Annotated in this window: 19 protein-coding genes; 6 read left to right on the forward strand and 13 right to left on the reverse strand. The window is 68.7% G+C overall.

What is annotated here, in order from left to right:
* The 3 genes from ACW14X_RS13255 to ACW14X_RS13265 are packed head-to-tail and all read right to left on the reverse strand — an operon-like array spanning nucleotide 1 to nucleotide 4,042.
* Nucleotides 1–2,166, reverse strand: coding sequence for a 3-hydroxyacyl-CoA dehydrogenase NAD-binding domain-containing protein (locus ACW14X_RS13255; protein ID WP_457165876.1), 2,166 nt, complete (start codon nucleotides 2,164–2,166; stop codon nucleotides 1–3).
* Between the two features lie 17 nt (nucleotides 2,167–2,183).
* Nucleotides 2,184–3,395 (reverse strand): acetyl-CoA C-acetyltransferase, encoded by a 1,212-nt coding sequence (locus tag ACW14X_RS13260; RefSeq protein ID WP_091043431.1) that lies wholly within the window; start codon nucleotides 3,393–3,395, stop codon nucleotides 2,184–2,186.
* 53 nt (nucleotides 3,396–3,448) lie between these two features.
* Complete coding sequence (locus ACW14X_RS13265; protein ID WP_160025873.1) at nucleotides 3,449–4,042, reverse strand: MerR family transcriptional regulator; 594 nt, start codon at nucleotides 4,040–4,042, stop codon at nucleotides 3,449–3,451.
* Nucleotides 4,043–4,177: 135 nt separating this feature from the next.
* On the opposite strand from ACW14X_RS13265, the gene ACW14X_RS13270 reads away from it, so the two are divergent.
* Nucleotides 4,178–5,326, forward strand: a complete 1,149-nt coding sequence (locus ACW14X_RS13270) for an acyl-CoA dehydrogenase family protein (RefSeq protein WP_160025874.1) — start codon at nucleotides 4,178–4,180, stop codon at nucleotides 5,324–5,326.
* A 127-nt stretch (nucleotides 5,327–5,453) separates the two neighbouring features.
* Here ACW14X_RS13270 and proC read toward each other — a convergent pair whose 3' ends face one another.
* Complete coding sequence (gene proC / locus ACW14X_RS13275; RefSeq protein ID WP_457165877.1) at nucleotides 5,454–6,242, reverse strand: pyrroline-5-carboxylate reductase; 789 nt, start codon at nucleotides 6,240–6,242, stop codon at nucleotides 5,454–5,456.
* Between the two features lie 116 nt (nucleotides 6,243–6,358).
* Here proC and ACW14X_RS13280 point away from each other — a divergent pair, with 116 nt between their 5' ends.
* The gene (locus tag ACW14X_RS13280) at nucleotides 6,359–7,978 is read left to right on the forward strand and encodes a Coagulation factor 5/8 type domain-containing protein (protein WP_457165878.1); all 1,620 of its coding nucleotides are present in this window, start codon (nucleotides 6,359–6,361) and stop codon (nucleotides 7,976–7,978) included.
* A 101-nt stretch (nucleotides 7,979–8,079) separates the two neighbouring features.
* Here the strand turns inward: ACW14X_RS13280 and ACW14X_RS13285 are convergent, their stop codons facing one another.
* On the reverse strand, nucleotides 8,080–8,484 hold the full coding sequence (locus tag ACW14X_RS13285; protein ID WP_457165879.1) for a DoxX family protein: 405 nt from the start codon (nucleotides 8,482–8,484) through the stop codon (nucleotides 8,080–8,082).
* Between the two features lie 111 nt (nucleotides 8,485–8,595).
* Nucleotides 8,596–12,009, reverse strand: a complete 3,414-nt coding sequence (locus tag ACW14X_RS13290; RefSeq protein WP_457165880.1) for a bifunctional proline dehydrogenase/L-glutamate gamma-semialdehyde dehydrogenase — start codon at nucleotides 12,007–12,009, stop codon at nucleotides 8,596–8,598.
* 82 nt (nucleotides 12,010–12,091) lie between these two features.
* Between ACW14X_RS13290 and ACW14X_RS13295 the strand changes: the two genes are divergently transcribed.
* Nucleotides 12,092–13,009, forward strand: a complete 918-nt coding sequence (locus tag ACW14X_RS13295) for a LysR family transcriptional regulator (RefSeq protein WP_350839975.1) — start codon at nucleotides 12,092–12,094, stop codon at nucleotides 13,007–13,009.
* A 6-nt stretch (nucleotides 13,010–13,015) separates the two neighbouring features.
* Here the strand turns inward: ACW14X_RS13295 and ACW14X_RS13300 are convergent, their stop codons facing one another.
* Together ACW14X_RS13300 and ACW14X_RS13305 are read right to left on the reverse strand one after the other, a co-directional pair.
* Complete coding sequence (locus tag ACW14X_RS13300) at nucleotides 13,016–13,684, reverse strand: TetR/AcrR family transcriptional regulator (protein ID WP_160025880.1); 669 nt, start codon at nucleotides 13,682–13,684, stop codon at nucleotides 13,016–13,018.
* A 73-nt stretch (nucleotides 13,685–13,757) separates the two neighbouring features.
* Nucleotides 13,758–15,272 (reverse strand): flavin-containing monooxygenase, encoded by a 1,515-nt coding sequence (locus tag ACW14X_RS13305; protein WP_350839973.1) that lies wholly within the window; start codon nucleotides 15,270–15,272, stop codon nucleotides 13,758–13,760.
* 275 nt (nucleotides 15,273–15,547) lie between these two features.
* Between ACW14X_RS13305 and ACW14X_RS13310 the strand changes: the two genes are divergently transcribed.
* Complete coding sequence (locus ACW14X_RS13310; RefSeq protein WP_457165881.1) at nucleotides 15,548–16,348, forward strand: hypothetical protein; 801 nt, start codon at nucleotides 15,548–15,550, stop codon at nucleotides 16,346–16,348.
* A gap of 84 nt (nucleotides 16,349–16,432) precedes the next feature.
* On the opposite strand, the gene ACW14X_RS13315 is transcribed toward ACW14X_RS13310, so the two are convergent.
* Nucleotides 16,433–17,611, reverse strand: coding sequence for a CaiB/BaiF CoA transferase family protein (locus tag ACW14X_RS13315; protein WP_457165882.1), 1,179 nt, complete (start codon nucleotides 17,609–17,611; stop codon nucleotides 16,433–16,435).
* A gap of 159 nt (nucleotides 17,612–17,770) precedes the next feature.
* Between ACW14X_RS13315 and ACW14X_RS13320 the strand changes: the two genes are divergently transcribed.
* Together ACW14X_RS13320 and ACW14X_RS13325 are read left to right on the forward strand one after the other, a co-directional pair.
* Entirely contained in the window at nucleotides 17,771–19,189 is a 1,419-nt protein-coding gene (locus ACW14X_RS13320) for a serine/threonine-protein kinase (protein WP_457165883.1), read from the forward strand.
* A gap of 165 nt (nucleotides 19,190–19,354) precedes the next feature.
* On the forward strand, nucleotides 19,355–20,803 hold the full coding sequence (locus ACW14X_RS13325) for a glyceraldehyde-3-phosphate dehydrogenase (RefSeq protein ID WP_160025883.1): 1,449 nt from the start codon (nucleotides 19,355–19,357) through the stop codon (nucleotides 20,801–20,803).
* Nucleotides 20,804–20,866: 63 nt separating this feature from the next.
* Here ACW14X_RS13325 and ACW14X_RS13330 read toward each other — a convergent pair whose 3' ends face one another.
* The 4 genes from ACW14X_RS13330 to ACW14X_RS13345 all read right to left on the reverse strand — a co-directional run bounded on the left by ACW14X_RS13330 (nucleotide 20,867) and on the right by ACW14X_RS13345 (nucleotide 24,723).
* Nucleotides 20,867–22,117 (reverse strand): ATP-binding protein, encoded by a 1,251-nt coding sequence (locus tag ACW14X_RS13330; RefSeq protein WP_350839965.1) that lies wholly within the window; start codon nucleotides 22,115–22,117, stop codon nucleotides 20,867–20,869.
* Between the two features lie 145 nt (nucleotides 22,118–22,262).
* The gene (locus ACW14X_RS13335; protein WP_160025885.1) at nucleotides 22,263–23,003 is read right to left on the reverse strand and encodes an amino acid ABC transporter ATP-binding protein; all 741 of its coding nucleotides are present in this window, start codon (nucleotides 23,001–23,003) and stop codon (nucleotides 22,263–22,265) included.
* Nucleotides 23,000–23,869 carry an amino acid ABC transporter permease gene (locus ACW14X_RS13340; protein WP_160025886.1) on the reverse strand — a complete coding sequence of 290 codons (870 nt, stop codon included), beginning with the start codon at nucleotides 23,867–23,869 and terminating at the stop codon, nucleotides 23,000–23,002. Before ACW14X_RS13340 ends, ACW14X_RS13335 begins: the two co-directional genes overlap by 4 nt.
* Nucleotides 23,869–24,723 carry an ABC transporter substrate-binding protein gene (locus tag ACW14X_RS13345; RefSeq protein WP_457165884.1) on the reverse strand — a complete coding sequence of 285 codons (855 nt, stop codon included), beginning with the start codon at nucleotides 24,721–24,723 and terminating at the stop codon, nucleotides 23,869–23,871. Before ACW14X_RS13345 ends, ACW14X_RS13340 begins: the two co-directional genes overlap by 1 nt.
* Nucleotides 24,724–24,781 lie beyond the last annotated feature (58 nt).

The raw sequence follows: 24,781 nt of genomic DNA on the forward strand, positions 1-24,781 counted from the left end.
TCAGGCGGGGAAGCCCTCACCCTTCGCCGCGAGGTCGCGGAGGTACTGCGTCGGGCGGAACCGCTCGCCGTACGTCTCCGCCAGCTCGTCGGCACGAGCCAGGAAGGCCTCGATGCCGATCGAGCCGTCAGCGGCCTCGTAGCCGGTGATGAACTGGGCCGCACCACCGGTCTGCGGCGGGAAGCCGATACCGAAGATGGAGCCGATGTTGGCGTGCGCGGCGGAGGTGATGACCCCCTCCTCGAAGCACTTCGCCGTCTCCAGGGCCTCGATGAAGAGCATCCGCTCCTCGGCGTCCCTGATCGGAATCTGCTTCTCGGCGACCGGGAACACGGTGCCGAGGTCGGCCCAGATCGAGCCGCGCTTGCCGTCGGTGTAGTCGTAGAAGCCGGCGCCCTTGAGCTTGCCGGAGCGCCCCGCCTCGATGAGCGGGTTGAGCACCTTCTCCGTGGTGGTCAGCTCCTCGACGCCGGCAGCCTCGCGGGTCGTACGAGCGATCTTGACCATGAGCTCGTGGTTGAGCTCGTCGGCGATCTGCAGCGGCCCGACCGGGAACCCGGCCTGGGTCGCGGCACGCTCGAGCGAGTAGGGGGCGAAGCCCTCGGCGAGCAGCTCCAGCCCTTCTTGGATCTGGGTGCCGATGACGCGCGAGGTGTAGAAGCCGCGGCTGTCGTTGACGACGATCGGGGTCTTCTTGATCTGCTGGACGACGTCGTACGCCTTGGCCAGCGCGACGTCGTTCGTCTCGGCACCCTTGATGATCTCGACCAGCGGCATCTTGTCGACGGGCGAGAAGAAGTGCAGGCCGATGAAGTCGGCCGGGCGGTCGATCCCCTTGGCGAGCTCGGTGATCGGCAGCGTCGAGGTGTTGGAGCAGAGCACCGCGTCGTCGTTGACGAACGGAGCGATCTCGCTGAAGACCTTCTGCTTCAGCGCGACGTCCTCGAAGACCGCCTCGACGACGACGTCGACGCCGGCGAAGTCCTCCGGGTTGACGGTCGCGGTGATCCGGTTGAGGATCTCGTCGGCCTTCTCCTGGGTCAGCTTGCCGCGCGAGACCGCCTTCTCGTTGAGCTTGGCGGTGTAGGCCTTGCCGCGCTCGGCCGACTCGATGGCGACGTCCTTGAGGACGACCTCGGCACCGGCGCGGGCGAAGGAGTACGCGATGCCCGCACCCATCATCCCGGCACCGAGCACACCCACCTTGGTGGCCTTGAACTTCTCGACGCCGTCAGGACGCAGCGTGCCGGCGCCGATGGCGCCGAGGTCGAAGAAGAACGCCTGGATCATGTTCTTCGACTGCTGGCCGGTGACCAGCGACGTGAAATAGCGCGACTCGATCCGGGTCGCGGTGTCGAAGTCGACCATCGCGCCCTCGACCGCGGCCGACAGGATCGCCTTCGGCGCGCGCATGTCGGACTGCTTGAGCTGCTTGCGCAGGATCGGCGGGAACGCGGGCAGGAAGCCCGCGAGCGCCGGCGAGGTCGGCTTGCCACCGGGCATCTTGTAGCCCGGCTTGTCCCACGGCTGCGCGATCTCGTCGGGGTTGGCCTTGATCCACGCCTTCGCAGCGGGAACGAGCTCATCGGGGGAGGAGACCAGCTCGTGGATCAGACCCTTCTCGAGGGCCGCGGCGGGCTTGAACTTCGTGCCCTGGCCGAGGACGTCCATCAGCCCGGTCATGATGCCCAGGAGGCGTACGACGCGGGTGACACCACCGCCGCCCGGAAGCAGACCGAGGGAGACCTCGGGCAGGCCGATGTCGTAGCGGGCGTCCAGGGCGATGCGGTGCTGGGCGGCCAGCGCGATCTCGAGGCCGCCACCGAGGGCGGCACCGTTGATCGCCGCGACGACCGGCTTGGGGAAGGTCTCGAGCTTGCGGAGGGTCGCCTTGATCGACTCGACCTCCTCGAAGACCTGGGCGGCGTTCTCCGGCCGCACCTGGATCATGTTCTTGAGGTCGCCGCCCGCGAAGAAGGTCTTCTTCGCGGAGGCGATCACGACGCCGGTGACGTCGTCCTGCTCGGCGTACAGCTTCTCGACGGCCTCCGCCATCGAGGTCTTGTACAGCTCGTTCATGGTGTTGGCCGACTGGTTCGGGTCGTCCAGGGTCAGGGTGACGATGCCGTCGGCATCGCGGTCGTACTTAACGGCAGACTCAGTCATCTCTTCGCAAACCTCTCTCAGACCAGCTCGACGATCGTGGCGATACCCATGCCGCCACCGACGCACAGCGTGGCGAGGCCGCGCTGCTTGCCCTGACGCTCGAGCTCGTCGACCAGGGTGCCGAGGATGATGGCACCGGTCGCGCCCAGCGGGTGACCCATGGCGATCGCGCCGCCGTTGACGTTGGTGACCGACTCGTCGATGCCCATGTCCTTCATGAACCGCATCGCGACGGCGGCGAACGCCTCGTTGATCTCGAACAGGTCGATGTCGTCGACGGTGAGACCGGCCTTGGCCAGCGCCTTGCGCGAGGCCGGGGCGGGGCCGGTGAGCATGATCGTCGGGTCGGCGCCGGAGACGGCGGCCGAGATGATCCGGGCACGCGGGGTGAGCCCGTTGGCCTTGCCGGCCTCCTCGGAGCCGATCAGCATCAGCGCGGAGCCGTCGACGATGCCGGAGGAGTTTCCGGCGTGGTGGACGTGGTCGATCTTCTCGACCCAGTGGTACTTGGCCAGCGCGACGTCGTCGAAGCCGGCCTCCTGACCCTGCTGGAGGAAGGACGGCTTGAGGCCGGCCAGGGTCTCGGCGGTGGTGCCGGGGCGGATCAGCTCGTCGTGGTCGAGCACGGTCAGGCCGGTCTGGTCGACGACCGGGATGACGGCGTCCTTGAAGTAGCCGTTCTCCCAGGCGGCGGCCGCCCGGGCGTGGGACTGCGCGGCGTAGCGGTCGACGTCCGCGCGGCTGAAGCCCTCGAGGGTCGCGATCAGGTCGGCGCCGATGCCCTGCGGGACGAAGCCGGTCTTGAGCGCGGTGTCGGGGTCCTGCGCCCAGGCGCCGCCGTCGCTGCCCATGGGCGCCTTGCTCATCGACTCGACACCACCGGCGAGGATGAGGTCCTCGAACCCGCCGCGTACGCGGGAGGCGGCCTGGTTCACGGCCTCGAGCCCGGAGGCGCAGAAGCGGTTGAGCTGCACCCCGGCGGTCGTCTCGGGGAGACCGGCCTTGATGGCGGCGGTCTTGGCGATGTCACCGCCCTGCTCGCCGACAGGGGTGACGACACCGAGGACGACGTCGTCGATCCGCTCGGGGTCGAGGTTGGGGTTCCGCTTGCGCGCCTCGTCGATCAGGCCGACCACCAGGTCGATCGGCTTGACCTCGTGGAGCGCTCCGGTCTTCTTACCCTTCCCGCGCGGCGTGCGCAGGTGGTCATAGATGAATGCTTCAGCCATGCGCCGATTGTGACACTAAAACTGTCACAGTCAACAGGGTAGGTCCGAAAGGTTCACGATAGATTCCGGGAGATCGTCCGATTCACCGCGTCCTGGAAGCTGACCACGATCGCCTCGGTGGTCAGCTGCCGCAGCCGCGGGAGCACCTCCTCGAGATGCGCCGCCTCCTCCGCGGTGTGGTGGGTCCGCTTGAACGGGTCGACGACCTGATCGCGCAGGATCGTGTTGAGCTCGTCCGCCAGGTCCGCCATGAGGCGTGACGTCGCTGCGTACGCCGCCGCGAGCGCGTCACGGGGCAGTCCCAGCGCGATCAGCTCACGCCCGATCCGGGCCTGGATGTCCTCGGTCGGCTCGGTGGCCCAGGAGGTGATCATGGCGCGCTGCATCGCGAGGTCTTCACGCGTGATGTCGGCGGGCAGCCGGCCGAGATAGCGCTCGATGGCCTGCAGCGTGAACCCGTGCTCCTGGAGCGCGGTGACCAGATCGAGCCGAGCGCGGTGCTCGGGACCGTAGTAGGCCACCCGCCCACGGCGGATCGGCGGCGGGATCAGACCGAGGCTCGCGTAGTAGCGCGTCGTACGCACCGACAACCCCGTGGCGGTCGACAGCTCATCGATCGTCATCAATTCCTCGGTCGTCTCGGTCATGTCAGGGACCGTAGACCAAACTGTTGCGACTTCGCCAGTGTTACTGTCACAGTTGCTCCGTCGCCCACCACGACAATGCGGTCCGCGTCACAGTGGTGAGGCATCATTAACCGGGTACGTCTACGGAGGAGTGTCATGCCCCAGAAGCCCACCATCTACGAAGCTGAGCACGAAGACTTCCGCGCTACAGCCAAGGCCTTCTTCGAGAAGGAGGTCGTGCCCTTCCACGACCAGTGGGAGAAGGACGGCATCGTCCCCCGCGAGCTGTGGAAGAAGGCCGGCGACACCGGACTGCTCTGCTTCGACGTCGACGAGGAGTACGGCGGCCCCGGCATCAAGGACTTCCGGTTCAACTCGGTCCTCCACGAGGAGATGGCGAAGATCGGCGCCAGCGGGCCCGGCTTCTTCGTCCACACCGACATCATCGTCCCCTACATCTCCCACCTCGGCACCCCGGAGCAGAAGGCCCGGTGGCTGCCGGGCTGCGTCTCCGGCGACATCATCACCGCCGTCGCGATGACCGAGCCGGGCGCCGGCTCGGACCTCCAGGGCGTACGCACCACCGCGGTCGACAAGGGGGACCACTACCTCCTCAACGGCTCGAAGACGTTCATCTCCAACGGCATCAACGCCGACCTGGTCATCGTGGTCGCCAAGACCAACCCCGACGCCGGTGCCCACGGCATCTCGCTGCTCGTGGTCGAGCGCGGCATGGAGGGCTTCGAGCGCGGCCGCAACCTCGACAAGGTCGGCATGAAGGCGCAGGACACCGCCGAGCTCTCCTTCACCGACGTGGTCGTACCGAAGGAGAACCTGCTCGGCGAGGAGGGCTCCGGTTTCATCTCGCTGATGACCCTGCTGCCGCAGGAGCGCATCTCGGTCGCCTCGATCGCGGTCGCCGCGGTCGAGCAGGTCCTCGAGCTCTCCCTCGACTACGCCCGCACCCGCGAGGCCTTCGGCCGCCCGATCGGCCGCTTCCAGAACACCGCATTCACGCTCGCCGAGATGGCCACCGAGGCCTACCTCGCCCGCCTCTTCCTCAACGACGCCGTCACCCAGCTCAACGCCGGCACCGCCGACACGGTCCTGGCCAGCATGGCGAAGTGGTGGACCACCGAGCTGCAGAAGAAGTTCGTCGACCAGGGCGTCCAGATCCACGGCGGCTACGGCTACATGATGGAATACCCGATCGCCAAGGCGTTCGTCGACAGCCGCATCCAGACCATCTACGGCGGCACTACCGAGGTCCAGAAGCTGATCATCAGCCGCCACCTCGGGCTGTAACCCCGTCGGTCGAGCCGCCGGAGCCGCTAGGCGAAGGCGTGTCGAGACCAACACAGTCCTGTCGAGAGCCGAAGGGACCGTGTTGGTCTCGACACGCTCGCTGGCGCTCGCGGCTCGACCAGCAGGGCTAGGACAGCTCCTTGGAGCGTACGTAGGCGGCGCGGGTGGCCTCGAGGAAGGCCGCCCGCAGGCCGTTCTGCTCCAGTGCGCCGAGCGCGGCGGCGGTCGTGCCGCCCGGGGAGGTGACCTGCTCGCGGAGGATCGCGGGGTGGGTCCCGCTCTTGAGCAGCTCCGCGGATCCGGACAGCGTCTGGATGACGAGCGTGGTCGCGTCGTCCCTGGTCAGACCCAGGTGGACGCCCGCCTCGATCCAGGCCTCGGCGACCATGAAGACGTACGCCGGGCCGGAGCCGCTGATCGCGGTGACGGCGTCGATCTGCGACTCGGGCACGGTGACGACCTTGCCGACGGCACCCATCAGGTCAGCCGCGGCCTCGATGGCTTCCGGCGTCGCCTTGGCGCCACCGGCGACCGCGGACATGCCCTCACCGACCAGGGCAGGCGTGTTGGGCATGACCCGCACGACCGAGACGCCGTCCGGCACGGCCGGCTCCATCGCGGAGGTCGGGACACCAGCGGCCAGCGAGACCACCGTGGTGCCCTGCCGCAGTGACGACGCGATCGACTCCAGCACCGGCACCACGCCGTAGGGCTTCACGCCCAGCACCACCACGTCGGCCTCGGCCACGGCCTCGGCGGCCGGCAGCGTACGAATCCCGTGCTTCTCGCGGAGCGCGGCGGCCTGCTCCTCGCGTGCCTCGACGACGATGACGCTCTCCGGAGCGTGACCGGCCTCGAGAAGTCCGGCGAGGACAGCCCCACCCATGTTGCCTGCACCGATGATCGCGATGGTCATGCTCGTCAGTCTGTCAGAGCGGACGACCTGCGGAGATATGGCCCCAAACGACCCAAGCAACTGCTAGGTTGCGATACCCATAGCAGTAAATATGCCGCTGGTCATCGGGAGGCCACATGCGCATCAGACGTACGTCCCTGCTCGCTGTGATCGCCCTCGCGGTAACGGTCGCGATGGTGGGTCCACCAGCCTCGGGCGATGATGTGGAGCGCCAGCTGCCCTCGCCGGAGTCCGAGGTGAACGTGACCGGTGAGCCGTTCACGGGAACCGCTTCGGACGGCACGGTGCAGGGGCTGGTCGACGCCCACAGCCACATGTTCATGCAGGACGGGATCGGTGGCGCGGCGGTCTGCGGGAAGGCCTTCTCCGAGGCCGGGATCGCGGACGCGCTCAAGGACTGCCCCTCCCACGGGATCGCCGGCGAGACCGCTCTGCTGGAGAACCTGACCCGCACGGGCAGCCCGCTCGGGTTCCACGACACCACCGGGTGGCCCTCGTTCAAGGACTGGCCGGCGTACGACTCGCTGACCCACCAGCAGATGTACTACCGCTGGGTCGAGCGCGCCTGGCGCGGTGGGCAGCGGATCCTCGTGGTGCAGCTGACCAGCAACAAGGCGCTGTGCGCGATCAACCCCGGCACCCACCAGTCCTGCGACGAGATGACCGCAGTGCGAAGGCAGGCCCGGGATGCGTACGACACCCAGGCCTTCATCGACGCGCAGTACGGCGGCGAGGGTCGCGGGTGGTATCGGATCGTCACCGACGCCGAGCAGGCGCGCGAGGTGATCGAGGACGGCAAGCTCGCCGTCGTGCTCGGCGTGGAGACCTCCGAGCCGTTCGGCTGCTCCCAGAAACTGCGGCTGCCCTCGTGCACGCGCGCCAACATCGACGCGGGGCTGGACGAGCTGAAGTCGCTCGGGGTCTCCTCGATGTTCCTGTGCCACAAGTTCGACAACGCGCTGTGCGGGGTCCGCTACGACAAGGGCACGACCGGGCTGCTGATCAACGCCGGCCAGTTCCTCACCACCGGGACGTTCTGGACGCCGAAGGCCTGCGACCCCGGCCAGCCGCACGACAACAACCCGCGCCTGGTCGACCGTCCCGCCGAGCTCGCCTGGCTGCCGCAGCCGCCGATCTATCCCGAGGGCACCGTCTGCAACCCCTACGGCCTCTCGTCGCTGGGTGAGTACGCCCTGCGCGGGCTGATCAAGCGCGGCATGATGGTCGAGGTCGACCACATGAGCGCCAAGGCCGCGGACCGCACTCTCGACATCCTCGAGGAGACCTCCTATCCCGGAGCGCTCGCGAGCCACTCCTGGATGGACGAGCGCTACCTCGACCGGCTCTACGCCCTCGGCGGCTTCTCGACGATCTACGGCCACAGCACCGACCAGTTCCTGGCCGAGTACGCCCGCACCGCCCCCGTCCGTGACCGCTACGGCGCGGGCATCGGTTTCGGCTTCGACATGAACGGCTTCGGCGGCACGCCCGGTCCGGCGAAGACACGCGTCAACTACCCGTTCCGCAGCTTCGACGGCGGTTCTGTCATCGACCGGCAGGTCACCGGCCAGCGGATCTGGGACTACAACACCGACGGCGTCGCCCACTACGGGATGATCCCCGACTACCTCGAGGACCTCCGCCTCACCGGCGGCCAGGACGTCATCGACGACATCGTCCGCGGTTCCGAGTCCTACCTGCGTACGTGGGCGGGGGCACGTTCAGCAGCACACTGACCCGCAGGCGCGGCCGAGTCGGCGCATCTGACCCCGTGCCTCGCGAAGCGAAGCGAGCGAGAGGGGTCGGATGCGCCGACTCGGCAGTAATGCCAGAACGGTCAGTCGTCGTTCCCAGAACGTCGCAACCAACCGCCGCCGAACAGAGCCCAGACGACGAGCACAGGCTGGAAGAACAGCCGGACCAACCGCTTGGTGTCGGTGTCGAGACCGAACGCGTCGACGCCTTCGACGTACTGCGCGATGTTGCCGGGGAAGATCACCACGAAGAACGCGGCGAGCAGCCCTCCGATGAGCCGTCGCTTCCTCGGCAGCGCGACGAAGGCCACCCCGAGCCCGATCTCGACGACGCCCGAAGCGAGCACCGTCAGATCTTCGTCGACCGGGAACCAGTCGGGCACCTGCGCTCGGAACTCTTCGCGCTGGGTGGTCAGGTGCGCCACTCCGGCGCCCGCCATCGCAACGCCCAGCAGGACGCGCACGGCGGTCCGCGCGATCGAGGTCATGGCACCACTGTAGGGGGCCGCGACCAGACGGTGGAGTGCCGAGCCGGCTCGTTCTGACCCGGATTCGCGTCGAGTCGGCTCGTCATGACGAGCCGACTCGACGCTGACTTGTCAGAAGAGGTTGTCCACCAGCGGCGTCGGCGAGCCGAAGCGGTGGGCGGTGACCGAGACGGCCTGCTCGTGCAGGAACGTGAGCAGCTCGATCCGGCCGGCCTCGACGACGGGCTGGGCGTAGAGGGCGATGTCGACGCGGCCCTGGCTCGCGTCCGCGAAGGCCTCGCGCGACCCACCCAGGAGGCGTACGCGGTTGGGTGCATACGGGCCGGAGAGGATCGACGCCCACGCGGCGGCGTCCTCGACGACGTACGTCGCACCGGTAGCCCGCACCAGCGAGGCGGTCTCGTCGTCCAGCGCCTCGGCGACGGAGACCGTCACCGGAGCCCCAGCGGCGACACCGGCGGCAAGGACGCGCAGCAGGTGAACGACCGGCCCACCCTCGTACCGGATCGTGACCGGCACCGGCGAGTAGCGCAGCACGTTGACCTCGGCGGTCAGTCGCGAGACGTCCCGGGCGGCACCGAACTCGCGCTCCCAGGCGAGAGCGTCGGACCCGGCCGCACGCTTGAGCATGTCGATCTCGTCCAGCTGTAGCCGCGAGGCCCAGTCGACGAGCGACCGTACGGCAGGAGCCGGCGTCGCGAGCTCGGTGGCGGGAGCCGGCACCCAGTCGCTGAGACCGACCAGGTAGTTGGGCCCGCCCGCCTTCGTCCCGGCGCCCACTGCGGACTTCTTCCAGCCGCCGAACGGCTGACGGCGCACGATCGCACCGGTGATGCCGCGGTTGACGTAGACGTTGCCCGCCTCCACCGACGAGAGCCACTGCGAGATCTCGGCGCGGTCGAGGCTGTGGATGCCGGCGGTCAGGCCGTAGTCCACCTCGTTCTGGATCTCGAGAGCCTCGTCGAGCGAGGAGGCGGAGATCAGGCCGAGGACGGGACCGAAGTACTCGGTCAGGTGGAACTCGGAGCCACGCTTGACGCCGGTCTTCACACCCGGCGACCAGAGCCGGCCGGTGTCGTCGAGCTGGCGCGGCTTCACCAGCCACGTCTCGCCGGGGGCGAGCGTGGTCAGCGCCTTGAGCAGCTTGCCGGAGGCCGGCTCGATGACCGGGCCGACCTGCACCGTCGGGTCCGTCGGATAACCCACGCGAAGCGAGGTCACCGCGTCGATCAGCTGATCGCGGAAGCGACGCGAGGTCGCGACCGAGCCGACCAGGATGCCCAGCGACGCGGCCGAGCACTTCTGCCCGGCGTGGCCGAAGGCGGAGTAGACGAGGTCCTTGACGGCCAGGTCGAGGTCCGCGTCCGGCGTGACCACCAGCGAGTTCTTGCCGGAGGTCTCGGCCAGCAGCGGCAGGTCCGGGCGGAACGAGCGGAAGAGCTCGGCCGTGTCGAACGCACCGGTCAGCACCAGCCGGTCGACCAGCGGCGAGGCGATCAGCGCGCGACCGACCTCGTTCTCCGGCACGTGGACCAGTCGGAGCACCTCCTTCGGCACCCCCGCGGCCCACAGCGTCTCGACCAGCACCGAGCCGCAGCGCTGCGCCTGCGGAGCCGGCTTGATCACCACGGCCGACCCGGCCGCGAGCGCAGCCGCGACGCCGCCGGTCGGGATGGCGAGCGGGAAGTTCCACGGCGGGGTGACGAGCGTCAACCGCACCGGCACCGCGCGTGCGCCGTCGACGCTGTCGAGCTCCTCGGCCAGGCTCGCGTAGTAGTTGAGGAAGTCGATCGCCTCGGAGACCTCGGGGTCGCCCTGGTCGAGGGTCTTGCCGCACTCGGAGGCGCCGACCTCGAGCCACTCGGACCGGCGCCGCTCGACCTCGACCGCGGCGGCCCGCAGCACGGCGGCCCGCTCGGCACCGGTCTTGCGGCCCCAGTCGCCCTGAGCGCCGACGGCACCCTCCAGCACCGACTCCACGGCCTCCACCGAGGTCAGCGTGTGGTCGGCGACCAGCTGGTCACCCAGCGTCGAGGAGCCCACCCGGGCGATGATCGCCTTGCCCCACTCCCGGTTGCCCGGCAGGTGCGGGTCGGTGTCGGGGGTGTTCTCGAAGACGGTCTGGACGTCATCGGCGACCGGCGAACGGCGGTCCTGGGTCCGGTTGGGCGGCGGCACGGAGTCGTCGACAGCCGCCAGGGAGCGTACGAACCGCTCCTTCTCACGCTTGTAGAGCGCCTCGGAGGAGTTGAGGTCGAAGACGGCCGACATGAAGTTCTCGGTGCTGGCGCCCTCCTCGAGGCGACGCACGAGGTAGGCGATCGCGACGTCGAAGTCCTTCGGGTGCACGACCGGCACGTAGAGCAGCAGGCCACCCACGGTCTCGCGGACCGCCTCGGCCTGGCCCTCGGCCATGCCCAGCAGCATCTCGAACTCGACCGAGTCACGAACCCCACGCTGACCAGCAAGGATCCAGGCGTACGCCACGTCGAACAGGTTGTGACCGGCGACGCCGACGCGCACGTTGGCCATCCGCTCGGGCGTCAGCGCCCAGGAGAGCACCCGCTTGTAGTTGGTGTCGGAGTCCTGCTTCGTCGACCAGGTCGCGACCGGCCAGCCGTGCAGCGACGCCTCGACGTGCTCCATCGGCAGGTTGGCGCCCTTCACCAGTCGCACCTTGATCGCCGCGCCCCCACGCGCGCGCCGAGCAGCCGACCACTCCTGGAGCCGCATCATCGCGGCCATGGCGTCGGGCAGGTACGCCTGCAGGACGATGCCCGCCTCCAGGTCGGCCAGCTCGGGCCGGTCGAGGAGCCGCGTGAAGACGTCGATGGTCATGTCGAGGTCGCGGTACTCCTCCATGTCCAGGTTGATGAACTTCTTCGTCCCGGCGGCGGAGGACGTCGCCGCGTAGGTGTAGAGCGGGAGGAGCCGCTCGACGACGTGCTCGACCGCCTCGTCGTACGCCCAGACCGCGTGCGGCGCGACCGGCGAGGAGACCTTCACCGAGACGTAGTCGACGTCGTCGCGCGCGAGCAGCTTGCGGATCCCGGCCAGGCGACGGTCGGCCTCCTTCTGACCGAGGACGGCCTCGCCGAGGAGGTTGATGTTGAGGTTCACGCCGCGCTCGCGAATCCGCTCGATCTGCTTGCCGAGCCGAGCGTCGGAGGCGTCGATCAGCAGGTGACCCACCATCTGCCGCAGCGCACGGCGCGCCACCGGGATGACGAACCACGGCGCGACCAGCGACATCAGCGCGCCGAGCTTCACGCCGAGCTTCAGGTGCCAGGGCAGGAACGAGGGTACGTTGCCGGCCAGCTCGCGCAGGCTGGCCGCAGCCACGCGTACGTCCTCGGGCCGGATCACGCGGTCGACGAAGCCGACGGTGAAGTCGAGTCCGGCGGGATCCTTGAGTACGTCGGCGAGGCGCTGTGCGGCCGGGGCGGTGGGCTTGGTCGAAGCCTTCGCCAGCCAGCCGCGAACGAGGTGGTCGACCTCGGAGATGAGCGCGTCATTGGTGGTCATAGAGCCGAGTATGCGACCAGAGTCACGTAAGATAAAGCGATGTTTCTTGGGGGTTATTCGTAAGCCAACCTGAAGGGTTGAGATGCTCGACGTCCGCCGACTCCGCCTGCTCGCCGAGCTCGCCGCCCGCGGCACCCTGGCCGAGGTCGCCGAGGCCCTCCACCAGAGCCCGTCATCGGTCTCCCAGCAGCTCGGCCAGCTCGAGCGCGAGGTCGGGGTGCCGCTGCTGCGCAAGGCCGGGCGGCGGGTTCAGCTCACCGCCGCAGCCGAGGTCCTCGTCGAGCACACGACCGAGATCCTGGCGCGGCTCGAGGCGGCCGAGGCCGCGGTCACCTCGCTCGGCGACGAGACCGCCGGCACGGTCCGGGTCGCCGTCTTCCAGTCCGTGGCTCTCGCCTACATGCCGCAGGCGCTCGCCGACCTGACCCGGCGCCATCCACGACTGCGGGTCATGCTGTCCCAACGCGCGCCCGAGCAGGCGCTCAACGACCTGGCCCTGCGCGAGCTCGACCTAGTGGTCGCCGAGCACTATCCCGACCATGGCGCACCGCACTTCGACGGTCTCGACCGGCAGCCGCTGACCACCGACCGGCTCCGGCTCGCCGTCCCACCCGAAGGCTCCGGAGAGATCTGGGACGGCATCACCTCGCTGGCCGACGCGGGTCGCGTCCCGTGGGCGATGGAGCCGCCGGGCACGGCGTCCCGCCACTGGATCGAGGAGCAGTGCCGCCGGGCAGGATTCGAGCCCGAGGTCCGCTACGAGACCGACGACGTCGAGGCACACGTCGCACTGGTCGAGTCCGGCAACGCCGTCGCGCTGCTCTCCGACCTGATGCGCGTACGCCACCGGACGGCCGTGCGGCTCATCGAGCTGCCGGGGGCGCCGCGGCGTACGGTCTTCACGGCCACCCGCACCGCCATCGCCGACTCACCGGGGATCATCGCCTGCCGCGCCGCACTGGGTCGCGTGGTGCCGGCGGACCTGACCCTGCCCGGCTGAGCTCGATCAGCCGAGCAGCTCCTCGAGCGGCTGGTCGTGGTCGATCGAGAGCCCGTACGCCGTCGTGCGGGTGTCGATCATGGCCAGCACGGCCTCCGTGACGACCGAGGTCAGATGCTCGGCGTCGGGGATGCCCTCGCCGAGGTGGACCCAGCGGCGTACGGCACCGAAGACCATCCCGATCAGCCCGTAGATCAGCGGGTCGACGGCCTTCTTGTCGATCTCGGAGACCTCCACGCCGGTCAGCTCGAAGGCGGCCAGGATCAGCTCCTTGATCCGCTCCGCGATCCGGTCGAGGCCCTGCTGGAGCGGACCGGTGCCGTTCGGCGCGGTGTCGACATCGGCCACCTGGTGCAGGAGCGGGTGCTCGAGTGCCCAGTTGACGTACGCCCCCACGGTGCGGGAGATGATCTGCCGGATCGATCCGGTCAGCTCCATCGCCGGAAAGAGCTTGGCCCACAGACCGTCGAGGATGTCGGCCTGGATGGCGAGGTCGAGCTCACGCCGGTCGGCGAAATGGCGGTAGACCACCGAGCGGGAGAGCCCCGCGGCCTGGCCGATCGCCTGCAGGCTGACGTTGACGCCGTCGGTCTCGATCAGACCGATCGCGGCATCGACGATGCGCTTTCGTCGGTCATCGTTGTGACGCTTCCAGCGAACTGCCCTGCCATCCATGGTGGGACCCATCGTAGTCCCACGTACTTCACGCCGGGTCTGGAATGCCTGTCACAGTAATCACAGAGAGGGATCAGGCGAACCGGATCACGCCGTCGGCAACCGGAGACCCGAGCGCCTTCATGTCCACGAGGTAGTTCTGCTTCGCGGTCCACGGCGCCCGGTCGCCGGCCTTCGGCATGAGGTCCAGCGATCGCTGGATGTAACCGGAGGCCAGGTCCATGAACGGCCGCTCCTCGACGCTCGGGTCGCGGGTGACCGCGGCGACGTCGTAGCCGTTCTCCCCCATGAAGTCGAGCAGCCGGATCACGTAGTCGGTGACCAGGTCGGCCTTGAGCGTCCAGGAGGCGTTGGTGTAGCCGATGGTGTAGGCGAAGTTCGGGATCCCGGTGATCATCAGGCCCTTGTACGCCATCTGCTCGGGCAGGCTGACCCGCTCACCGTCGACGGTGTAGTCGAGGCCACCGAAGAGCCTGAGGTTGAGGCCGGTGGCGGAGATGACGATGTCGGCCTCGAGCGTCTCGCCCGACTCGAGCTCGATGCCCTTCGGCACGAACGTCTTGATCCGGTCGGTCACGACCGCGGCGTACCCCTCGCGGATCGACTTCATCATGTCGCCGTCAGGGACGAAGCAGATGCGCTGGTCCCACGGGTTGTAGGGCGGGTTGAAGTGCTTGTCGACGTACGCGATCGCCTCGTCCTTGGTCATGCCGGGACGGCCGCCGCGGGCGGTGAGACCGTTGATCCACTGGTCGCGGATCACCTTCTTGACCACGCCGGGAGCGCGGCGGGCGATCTGGTAGGTGCCGACGGTGAGGGCGATGTTCTCCCAACGAACGGCCTCGTGGCCGATCTTCTCGCGCACGCGCTTGAAGGGGAGCCTGCCGAGCAGCTGGAACGGCGCCGTCTTCAGCAGCGAGGCGATCGCGTCCTGACCCGGGCGGGAGAGGATGTACGTCGGGGTGCGCTGCAGCATCGTCACCTTCTCGGCCCGGTCGCTGCCCTCGCCCGCGAGGTTGGGCAGGAGGGTGACGGCGGTCGCGCCGGAGCCGATGATGACGACCTTCTTGCCCGCGTAGTCGAGGTCCTCGGGCCAGTGCTGCGGGTGGACGAAGGTGCCCTCGTAGTCGTCGAGACCGGCGAACTCCGGCTGGTAACCGTTGGCGTAGTCGTAGTAGCCCGAGCAGTTCCACAGGAAGCCGGCAGTGATCTCGGCCGGGCCTTCGGCGGTCTCGACGGAGACCGTCCACTGCTTGTCCTCGGTGCTCCACGCGGCACCGGTGACCTTGTGGCCGTAACGGATCAGCTTGTCGACGCCGTAGTCCTTCGCCGTCTGACGGAGGTAGTCACGGATCTGGTGACCGTCGGCGAGCGCCTGCGCGCTCTGCCACGGCCGCCACTTGAAGGCGAAGGTGAACATGTCGGAGTCGGAGCGGATGCCCGGATAGCGGAAGAGGTCCCAGGTGCCGCCACTGGCATCGCGCTGCTCGAGGATCGCGATCGTCTTCCCGGGAAGGCGCTCACGGAGCTGTGCGGCCGCTCCGATGCCGGAGACGCCGGCACCGATGATCAGTACGTCGACATGCATGTGGGCCAGGTTACCCGGGAGTACGTGTTTGCGACACCCTGTACCGCGAACTTTTGCAAGCAAATCAGGGGATCACCGATTGAGGAACGGCTCGGTAACACCGACGTGCCCCCCTTACTCGCGCGCACGCGGGGTCACTACGCTGCCGTCTGCAGCTGTGGGGGCGGCATAGCATCCACAGCGATTTCGGGGTCACTCACCCATCGCTTTCGGTGGCTGAGGCTGCATGCGGACCGCATAGTGCGGTCGAATGATCTTCGAAAGGTTTTCGAGTGTTGAGTTTCGTACGCGCCAGCGCGATCGTCGCCGGCGTCACCCTTGCCGGGCTCTCAGCCGCCCCGGCGTTCGCGACTGACCCGGCCGGCAACAACGGCACGGTCAAGGTCATCCAGCATGGCAACATCGACGACGTGCCGGAGAACCAGCCCCACGTGGGCTGCACGCTCGACATCGAGTGGTACGGCTTCGACGAGGGCGAGGAGATCGAATCCACGATTGGCTTCGAGCTGCACTCGCCCACGGACGGCGGCGAGCTGACCGTCGACGGTCCGGAGAAGGTCTTCGTCGGCGGGGACTCCGCCAGCGGCGCGGGCACCGAGGACGGCCTCGACGCGCGCCAGACCTACACCCTGTCCGCCACCGGCCTCGCCCACCCGAAGCAGGGCTTCCACGCGAAGGTGACCATCCACACCCCGGGCAGCATCGGCAACGACACCAAGACCAAGGTCTTCTGGTTCAAGGACTGCGCAGTCGAGGAGCCGACCCCGACGCCGACGCCCAGCCCGTCCGAGGAGCCCACCCCGTCGGAGGAGCCGTCTGAGGAGCCGTCCGAGACGCCGACCGAGGCCACCCCCGTCTCCGACGAGACGGAGCCCGCCGAGGAGGAGTCCTCCGAGGCGCCGGTGACCGACTCCGAGGTCCCGACCAACATCGACGCCGGTCTCGCCGGTGAGAGCGACTCGGCCGTTCCCGCGATGTGGCCGCTGCTGGCCATGCTCGCCGGCGCCGCCGCTGCCGGCACCGCGCTCGTCGTGGTCCTGCGTCGCCGCGCTGCCGCTCTGGTCAACAAGGACTGAGCAAGCCCGCGTCACGTAGAACGGCGCGGCGTATGACCTTCGGGTCGTACGCCGCGCCGTTTCTCGTTGGCGACCGGGTTGGTCTCAGTCCTGGAACGCGGCACCCTTCTCGATCAGCGCGTCGGCGTCGTCGATGCCCCAGGCGGCGAGGGCCTCGCGGGTGTGCTGGCCGGCGCTGGCCGCCGGTCCCGCTCCCAAGGTGGAGGTGGTCCGGCTGAACCGCGGAGCCGGGGCGGGCTGGTTGACGCCGTGGTGGGTGACGTACGTCTGGCGGGCCCGCAGGTGCGGATGCTCAGCGGCCTCGGAGGGGGTGAGGACGGGGGCGACGCAGGCGTCGGTGCCCTCGAAGAGCTCGGCCCACTCGGCCATCGTCTTGGACCCGAAGGTCTTGGCGAAGAGGTCGCGCATCTCGTCGTAGCGCTCCATCTCGTACTGCCCCGGGCAGATCCCGTCGAGCCCGAGCCGGGTGACCATCTCGGCGAAGAACTTGCCCTCCAGCGCACCGACCGCGACCTGTCGGCCGTCGGAGGTGTCGTAGAGCGCGTAGAACGGCATCGCGCCGTCGAGCAGGTTGCTCTGCCGCTGCTCGTGCCAGGTGCCGCTGGCGAGCATCCCGGAGATCATCGTGGCGAGGTGGGCGGTGCCGTCCACGATCGCGGCGTCGACGACCTGCCCCTGGCCGGTGGTCTTGGCCTCGACGAGCGCGGCCAGGATGCCCATCACCAGGTAGGTCGATCCGCCTCCGAAGTCGCCGAGCAGGTTGAGCGGGAAGTGCGGACGGGCCCGGTCCTGGCCGAGCCCGTTGAGCACGCCGGTGGTGGCGATGTAGGTGAGGTCGTGGCCGGCGGACTGGGCCAGCGGGCCGTCCTGGCCCCAGCCGGTCATCCGGCCGTAGACGAGGCGCGGGTTGCGCTCCAGACAGGTGTCGGGCCCCAGGCCGAGGCGGTCGGTGACGCCCGGACGCAGCCCCTCGATGAGCACGTCGGCGGTCTCCACCAGGCGCAGGACGGTCTCGACGGCGTCCGGGTTCTTGAGGTCCAGCGCGATGCTCGGCCGGCCACGGGTGAGCAGGTCGCCGGCGCCGCCGCCGAGCACGTTGCCGCCCGGCCGGTCGACCCGGATCACGTCCGCACCCATGTCCGCGAGGATCGTGCAGGCGTGCGGCCCCGGCCCGATCCCCGCCAGCTCGACGACCTTGACCCCGCGGAGGGGACCGGTGCCCTGGCCCAATGTCACTGTGGATTGCTCCGTCGACTCAGTCATGAACTCGATCCTCCCAGAGTCCGGAACGCTCCGCCCGGCGTGACCTGATCACGGAGCCGAGTCCGATACGCTCCGAGACACACTCGCCGGTGCACAGGAGCAGAGAAGTTGTCTCGGGAAATCCCCACATCCCCCCAGTCCGCCCCCCAGGCCAGCTCTGTGAGCCCGCTGACGGCGAACGATCCCCGCGAGATGGGTCCGTACGCGCTCATCGGCCGCCTCGGCCACGGCGGCATGGGCGTCGTCTACCTGGGCGAGGACGCGTACGGGATGAAGGCGGCGGTCAAGGCGATCCTTCCCGAGCTCACCTCCGACCCGGGGTTCCGCGCGCGGTTCGAGCGGGAGATCCAGGCAGCCAAGAGGGTCGAGAGCCGGTTCACCGCGAGGGTTCTCGACGCCGACCCCGACGCCGAGCAGCCCTGGATGGCGAGCGAGTACGTCGCCGACCCGCCGCTCAACAAGCTGATCAACTCCGGCCAGCGACTGACCGAGATCGACGTACGCCAGCTGGTCGCCGGCGTCGCCGAGGCCCTCGCCGCCGTCCACGCTGCCGGGCTGGTGCACCGCGACATCAAGCCGGGCAACATCCTCTACGGCGCCACCGACCCGTGCGTGATCGACATGGGCATCGCCCGCTCCGTCGACGGCACCGCGCTGACCCAGACCGGCAAGGCGGTCGGCACCTACGGCTACCAGGCGCCCGAGCAGGTCCAGACCGGCACCTTCTCCAGCGCCGTCGACATCTGGGCACTGGGCCTGGTCGCCTTCGTCGCCGCGACCGGCCGCTGGCCGTTCAGTGGCGAGATCGGCTCGATGGGGCATCTCCTGAAGGGCGAGTCGCCCAACCTGAGTCTCTGTCCGGTCTACCTGCGCCCGCTGGTCGCCGCCTGCCTGGCCGAGGACCCGGCCGGACGCCCCTCTGCCGCGGACATCCTCGCCACCAACGGCGACTGGACCCTGCTGCCGGCCCCGGTCACCTCGGAGGAGGAGACCAGCATCGGCGCGCTGCCGCCGGCACTCACCACGGGCGGGATCGCTCGGCCCCCGCACCCAGGCACGGCGTCCGCCAACACCGCCGACCTGCCGACGATGGCGCCCACGTTCGCCGATCCCGCCCAGCCTTCCGGCCGGCGCTGGAAGGTCGCGGTCCTGGCCGCGGCGGCCGTGGTCCTGGTCTCGGCCGGCGTGGCCGTCGCCGCCAACCCCGGTCTTCTGCCCGGCCAGGACGACACCCCGAAGGTCGGCGAGGTGACCCCGTCCGTCGAGCCGACCACCGGCGAGAGCAGCACCGCGCCGACCACGCCGGTCGGCGGCTCGGTCGACACCGGGACGGATCCCGGTCTGAACGAGGAACCCGACGACGAGGGCGCGGAGGGTGACGGCGAGATCGCCCCCAGCAGCGGTACGGAGACCGGCGACGCGACGCCTTCCGAGACGCCGGACGCCAGCGCACCGGCGCCCAGCGACCCGGCCACCGACCCGGTCACCGAGACGCCGACGACCGAGCCGACCGAGACCGCGACGGTCGAGCCGACCGAGGATCCCGTCGAGGATCCGACCGCGACCGCGACTCCCTAAGGGCTCGGCCAGCTCGTTCTGAGGGCGGTTCGTAGGGCCGAAGAGACCCCGGTCACACCGCGTCCAAGGTTGGATCGATCAAGGTGGCCGGGGGTCTCGTCACGCCGATAATCGAGCCTGGCGGGGTGTGCCGTCCCTTCTTCCCGAGCAACCGAAAGTTGAGCTGTGAGCGACACCGACGAGACCTTCAACGACTGGCAGCACCGCGAGGAGCTCGCGGAGACGATGATCCCGATCATCGGCAAGCTCTACCGCGAGAAGGATGTCACCATCCTGGTCCACAGCCGGTCGCTGGTGAGCAAGTCCGACATCTCGATCCTCAAGGCGCACCGCTTCGCGCGCCAGATCGAGGGCGAGGAGCTCTCGGTCACCGAGACGTTCCCGCTGCTCCAGGCGGTCGCCAAGCTCGACCTCGGTCCCTCGAAGATCGACCTGGGCCTGCTCGCGGTCCAGTACGCCGAGGACGAGCGTGGCCTCTCCGTCGACGACTTCGTCGCCGAGAAGCTGTCCGGCGCCACCGGCGAGAACAAGCTCGAGCGCAACGGCGGCCAGGACGTCGTGCTCTACGGCTTCGGCCGGATCGGCCGGCTCGTCGCCCGGCTCCTCGTGGAGAAGGCCGGCTCGCGCCACGGGCTGCGGCTGAAGGCCGTCGTCGTCCGCAAGGGCGGCGAGGACGACCTCATCAAGCGCGCCTCGCTGCTGCGCCGCGACTCGATCCACGGCCAGTTCGCCGGCACCATCACGGTGGACGAGAAGAACGGCGTGATCATCGCCAACGGCAACCCGATCCAGTTCATCTACTCCAACGACCCGACGACGGTCGACTACACGGCGTACGGCATCAAGGACGCCATCCTCATCGACAACACCGGCAAGTGGCGTGACCGTGAGGGCCTCTCGCAGCACCTGCGTCCGGGCATCAAGAAGGTCCTGCTGACCGCGCCGGGCAAGGGCGACGTCCCCAACATCGTCCACGGTGTCAACCACCAGACCCTGACCGGCGACGAGAAGGTCATCTCCTGCGCGTCCTGCACGACCAACGCGATCGTGCCGCCGCTGAAGCTGATGGAGGACCGCTTCGGCATCGTCCGCGGTCACGTCGAGACGGTGCACTCGTTCACCAACGACCAGAACCTGCTGGACAACTACCACAAGGCAGACCGCCGTGGCCGCTCCGCACCGCTCAACCTGGTGCTCACCGAGACCGGTGCCGCCTCCGCCGTCGCGAAGGCGCTCCCGGACCTGAAGGCGAAGATCACCGGCAACTCGATCCGCATCCCCACTCCGGATGTCTCGATCGCCATCCTGTCGCTCTCGCTCAAGAGCGAGACGTCGAAGGAAGAGGTCGTCGACTACCTCCGCGAGGCCTCGCTGACCGGCGAGCTGCGTCGCCAGGTGGACTTCACCACCGCCCGCGACGCGGTCTCGTCCGACTTCATCGGCTCGCGCGCCGCCTCGATCGTCGACGGCAACGCGACCATCGTCGACGGCGACTCCGCCATCCTCTACGTCTGGTACGACAACGAGTTCGGCTACTCCTGCCAGGTCGTCCGCACCGTGCAGTCGATCTCCGGTGTCGAGTACCCGACCTTCCCTGCCCCGGCTGCTGTCTGAGTCCGATCCTTGCTGCTGCCCCGTCCCGTCCACGAGGCGGGGCAGCACTCGATCACCGAGTTCTCAGTGACCGAGTAATGCAAGTGGAACCACGGCCACACCGTCCGGGCGCCGATACGCGCGAGATCCGGTCGTGAGGACGACGAGGTCGACGACATCGTCTGGGAGACGTTCGCGAAGCCACAGGAGATGGCGTACGTCGGTGTCGTTGACGTTGGCAGCCAGCTTGACCTCGATGCCGACCACCTGGCCGTCCGCCCCTTCGACCACGAGGTCCACCTCATGGTCACCGTTGGTAGTGCGAAGGTGCCCGACCCGAGCCTCGGCGGACTGGGCGGCAACACGAACCGACAGCGTGGCGAGCGACTCGAATAGTGGTCCTGCCAGATGTGCCCCACGTGGGGACCCGAGCGCGTCCGCGGAGAGGTTGTGAAGCCGAGCCGCGAGAGCCGGGTCGGCGAGTTGGTGTTTGGGCGCCTGCTGCAAACGGGAGATCGGACTGCGGCTGGGACTCCACCCGGACACCTCATCGAGAATCCAGATCTTCGAGAGGTGGTCGCGGTAGGCGATGGTGGTGGTCTTCGCCGGCTGACTCCCGTCCCCCGCTGTAGTCGCATCGAGCAGACGTGAGTATGCGGTCGTCGTAGACGACGCAGCTGCGTACGCGGCCAGCCACCGGCGCAGCGTTTCCGGCCGACGCACCGCTAAGCCATGATCGGGGAGGTCGCGGTCGATGATCCGCTGCAGGTACGCGTCGAGAAAGGTTCGGATCAGTCTCGGATCTGCGCCTTGAACGCTGGGAAAGCCACTACCGACGATCTCCTGGAAGTACCGCCCAGCCGTGAACGCGGTCTCGCCCTGGACCTTGCCTGACTCGCCCCGGATGAGCGCCCCGAGACTGACGCTCGGCGTCGCCGACTCGCGCTCATAGAGCGCAAGCGGTCGCATGCGCAGCGAGAGGATCCGCCCCGCACCTGAATGCGTGTCGACGCCAGCTCGTGGGGTTGCACTCCCTGTCAGCAAGAACCGTCCTGGGGGTGCGCCTTCGTCGACGCGACGGCGCACCGAGTCCCAAACCGCCGGGAGACGTTGCCACTCATCGAGGAGAAGGGTTCCTTCCAACGCATCCTCGAATCGGGGATCGGCCTCCACGAGCGACCGCTGATCGGGCTCGTCCAACATCCAGCACGCACGCGCCCGGCGGCTGGCTGTCTCGGTCTTACCGACGCCCTTGGGGCCATCGAGCGCGATCGCTGGGGCCAGCTTCAGCAGCTCGTCAAGCTCCTCGTCGACGGTTCTTCGTAGGTACGGCACGCCACCTACGCTACCTTCAGCAGGACTCGAACACTACCTTTAGCATGACAGGTACGCTACCTTCAGCAGGATGTCGGGCCCGTACGGCGACAATCTCGCATCTTGTGGAAAACCCTGTGGAAAACTCGCCAACCAGGTGTAGCACTCACCGCCGAACCCGGGCGAGGAAGGCGCGGGTGCGCTCCTCGACGGGGTTGCCGAAGAGCTGCTCCGGCGGACCCTGCTCCAGCACTCGCCCACCGTCGAGGAAGCAGACCTTGGTGGCGACCTCGCGAGCGAAGGACATCTCGTGGGTGGCGAGCACGAGGGTCGTACCCGCCTCCGCCTCGGCCCGGACGATCTCCAGCACCTCGCCGACGAGCTCGGGATCGAGGGCCGCGGTGATCTCGTCCAAGAGGAGCAGGCGCGGCCGTGTGCACATCGCGCGCACCAGCGCGACCCGCTGCTGCTGACCTCCCGAGAGGGCGTCGGGGTGGGCGTCGGCCTTGTCGGCGAGGCCGAACCGGGCCAGCAGCGTCCGCGCCCGATCAGCGGCCTCATCAGCTCGGACGCCATGGACGCGCACCTGCGCCAGCGTGCAGTTGTCGAGCACGGAGAGATGCGGGAAGAGGTTGTAGGCCTGGAAGACCATCCCGATCTCGCGGCGCACCGAGCGCGGGTCCACGAGCGGGTCGGAGATCTCCCGGCCGTCGAAGGTGATGACCCCGTCGTCGATCGTCTCGAGCAGATTGAGGCAGCGCAGCAGGGTCGACTTTCCCGACCCCGACGCACCGATCAGGCAGACCACGTCGTGCTCGGCGACGGACAGGTCGAGGTCGTCCAGGACGACCCTCCCGCGGTAGGCCTTCCGCAGCCCCTTGGCCTCCAACAACCCATACCCGGTCATCGGCCCTGCTCCTTCTCGATCTGTCGCCGCATCAGCCAGTCGGTGAGCCGGGTGAGCGGGACCGCGACGATGAGGAAGTACGCAGCCGCGACCAGCAGCGGCGTGCCGTTGAAGTTGTAGCCCTGGTAGTCCTGGGCCGCCCGGAGCGCCTCGAAGACACCCACCGCCGAGATCAGCGCGGTGTCCTTCTGCAGCGAGACGAGGTCGTTCATGAGCGGCGGTACGACGCGGCGTACGGCCTGGGGAAGGACCACGAAGCGCATCGTCTGGGTGTGGGTCAGGGCCAGCGCCTCGGCCGAGGCGACCTGAGTCGGATGGATCGCCAGGATCCCGGCACGGAAGACCTCGGCGACGTAGGCGCCGTAGCAGAGCACCAGGGCGAACGTGGTCAGCCAGAACAGCGAGCTGGTCACCCCCGAGAGTCCCAGCGCCGGGATGCCGATGCCACAGATGACGACGACCAGGATCGACGGCACCCCGCGGAAGAGGTCGGTGTAGCCGGTCGCCAGGAGCCGCAGCGGCGCCAGCCACGGTGAGGTCGTCTGGCGGGCGATGGCGACGAGGGCACCGAGGATGAGTACGCACGGCTCCGCGACCAGGAAGATCCGGATGTTGATCCAGAACCCCTCCGCGATCGCCGCGAACGACTCGCGCGCGTGCGACCAGCTCAGGAAGTAGTCCCGGACCCGGTCCCACCCGGGCGAGGAGATGACCAGCAGCACCAGCCCGACCGCAACCACGGCGGTCACGAGCGTGGCGATGGCCGTCTGTTGGAGCCGCTGCCGGCGACGTACAGCCTGTCTTTCGAGCTCCCGCTCGCTGGGCTCCCAGCTCACGCCGGTGGTCGAGCTTGTCGAGACCCCCATCACTTCAGCACGGGCACCGAGACGACGTCGGACAGCCACTCCTTCTCGAGCGCAGCGAGGGTGCCGTCCTCCTCGAGCGCGGTCAGCGCCTCGTCGAGGCAGGGCGCCAGTCCGCTGTCCTTCTCGGTCAGCAGACCGAACTCCTCCGGCTTCTCGCTGCTCTCGAACTGCCCGGTGATCGTGCTGCCCTCGATCTCGGCGGCGGTGATGTAGAACGCGGTCGGCAGGTCGAAGACGAGCGCATCGACCTGACCGTTGAGCAGCGCCTGCTTGGCCTGGTCGCTGGTGTCGAAGACCAGCGGGTCCGTGGTCGGCTGCACGTCCTCGCGGATCGCGGTGAGCGACGTGGTCGCGGTCTGGGCGCCGAGCTTGAGGTCCTTCAGGTCGGCCAGCGACCCCGCCGCAGCGGCACCATCCTCCATGGTCACGACCGCCTGGGACGCCGTGTAGTAGCCCTGCGAGAAGTCGACGACGTTCGCACGCTCGGGCGTGATCGAGATCTGGTTGATGTCGAAGTCGAACTTCTTCTCGCCCGGCGTGTAGGAGGTGTTGAACGCCTGCTTGACCCAGACGACGTCGTCCTTCGCGAACCCGAGCCGCTCGGCGACGGCGTAGGCGACCGCCGACTCGAAACCCTTGCCGTTGCCGGGGTCGTTGTCGGAGAACCACGGCTCGTACGCCGGGGAGTCGGTGCCGATGGTCAGCTTGCCGTCCTGCTTCAGCGGCAGGTCGGCGGCCTCGCAGGAGGCCGGTGCGCCGCCCTCGGCGCCGGTGTCGTCCTCGCCTCCGCACGCGGTCAGGGCGGCGGCGAGAGCGAGCGGAGCGACGAGAAGGGCAGTAAGGCGAGTGCGCATGTCCGGAATGGTAAATGGAACGGGCACTGGCCGCTTCTTATTACTCATGAGTAGCATA

This window comes from Nocardioides sp. YJ-D4 (assembly GCF_054031495.1).

Coding starts and splice junctions, on each gene's coding strand:
- ACW14X_RS13300 (WP_160025880.1), bottom strand. CDS start 13,684: ATGGATGGCAGGGCAGTTCGCTGGAAGCGTCACAACGATGACCGACGA.
- ACW14X_RS13285 (WP_457165879.1), bottom strand. CDS start 8,484: ATGACCTCGATCGCGCGGACCGCCGTGCGCGTCCTGCTGGGCGTTGCG.
- ACW14X_RS13345 (WP_457165884.1), bottom strand. CDS start 24,723: ATGCGCACTCGCCTTACTGCCCTTCTCGTCGCTCCGCTCGCTCTCGCC.
- ACW14X_RS13305 (WP_350839973.1), bottom strand. CDS start 15,272: ATGCATGTCGACGTACTGATCATCGGTGCCGGCGTCTCCGGCATCGGA.
- ACW14X_RS13315 (WP_457165882.1), bottom strand. CDS start 17,611: ATGACTGAGTCGACGGAGCAATCCACAGTGACATTGGGCCAGGGCACC.
- ACW14X_RS13280 (WP_457165878.1), top strand. CDS start 6,359: ATGCGCATCAGACGTACGTCCCTGCTCGCTGTGATCGCCCTCGCGGTA.
- ACW14X_RS13340 (WP_160025886.1), bottom strand. CDS start 23,869: ATGGGGGTCTCGACAAGCTCGACCACCGGCGTGAGCTGGGAGCCCAGC.
- ACW14X_RS13265 (WP_160025873.1), bottom strand. CDS start 4,042: ATGACCGAGACGACCGAGGAATTGATGACGATCGATGAGCTGTCGACC.
- ACW14X_RS13290 (WP_457165880.1), bottom strand. CDS start 12,009: ATGACCACCAATGACGCGCTCATCTCCGAGGTCGACCACCTCGTTCGC.
- ACW14X_RS13260 (WP_091043431.1), bottom strand. CDS start 3,395: ATGGCTGAAGCATTCATCTATGACCACCTGCGCACGCCGCGCGGGAAG.
- ACW14X_RS13255 (WP_457165876.1), bottom strand. CDS start 2,166: ATGACTGAGTCTGCCGTTAAGTACGACCGCGATGCCGACGGCATCGTC.
- ACW14X_RS13335 (WP_160025885.1), bottom strand. CDS start 23,003: ATGACCGGGTATGGGTTGTTGGAGGCCAAGGGGCTGCGGAAGGCCTAC.
- ACW14X_RS13270 (WP_160025874.1), top strand. CDS start 4,178: ATGCCCCAGAAGCCCACCATCTACGAAGCTGAGCACGAAGACTTCCGC.
- proC (WP_457165877.1), bottom strand. CDS start 6,242: ATGACCATCGCGATCATCGGTGCAGGCAACATGGGTGGGGCTGTCCTC.
- ACW14X_RS13295 (WP_350839975.1), top strand. CDS start 12,092: ATGCTCGACGTCCGCCGACTCCGCCTGCTCGCCGAGCTCGCCGCCCGC.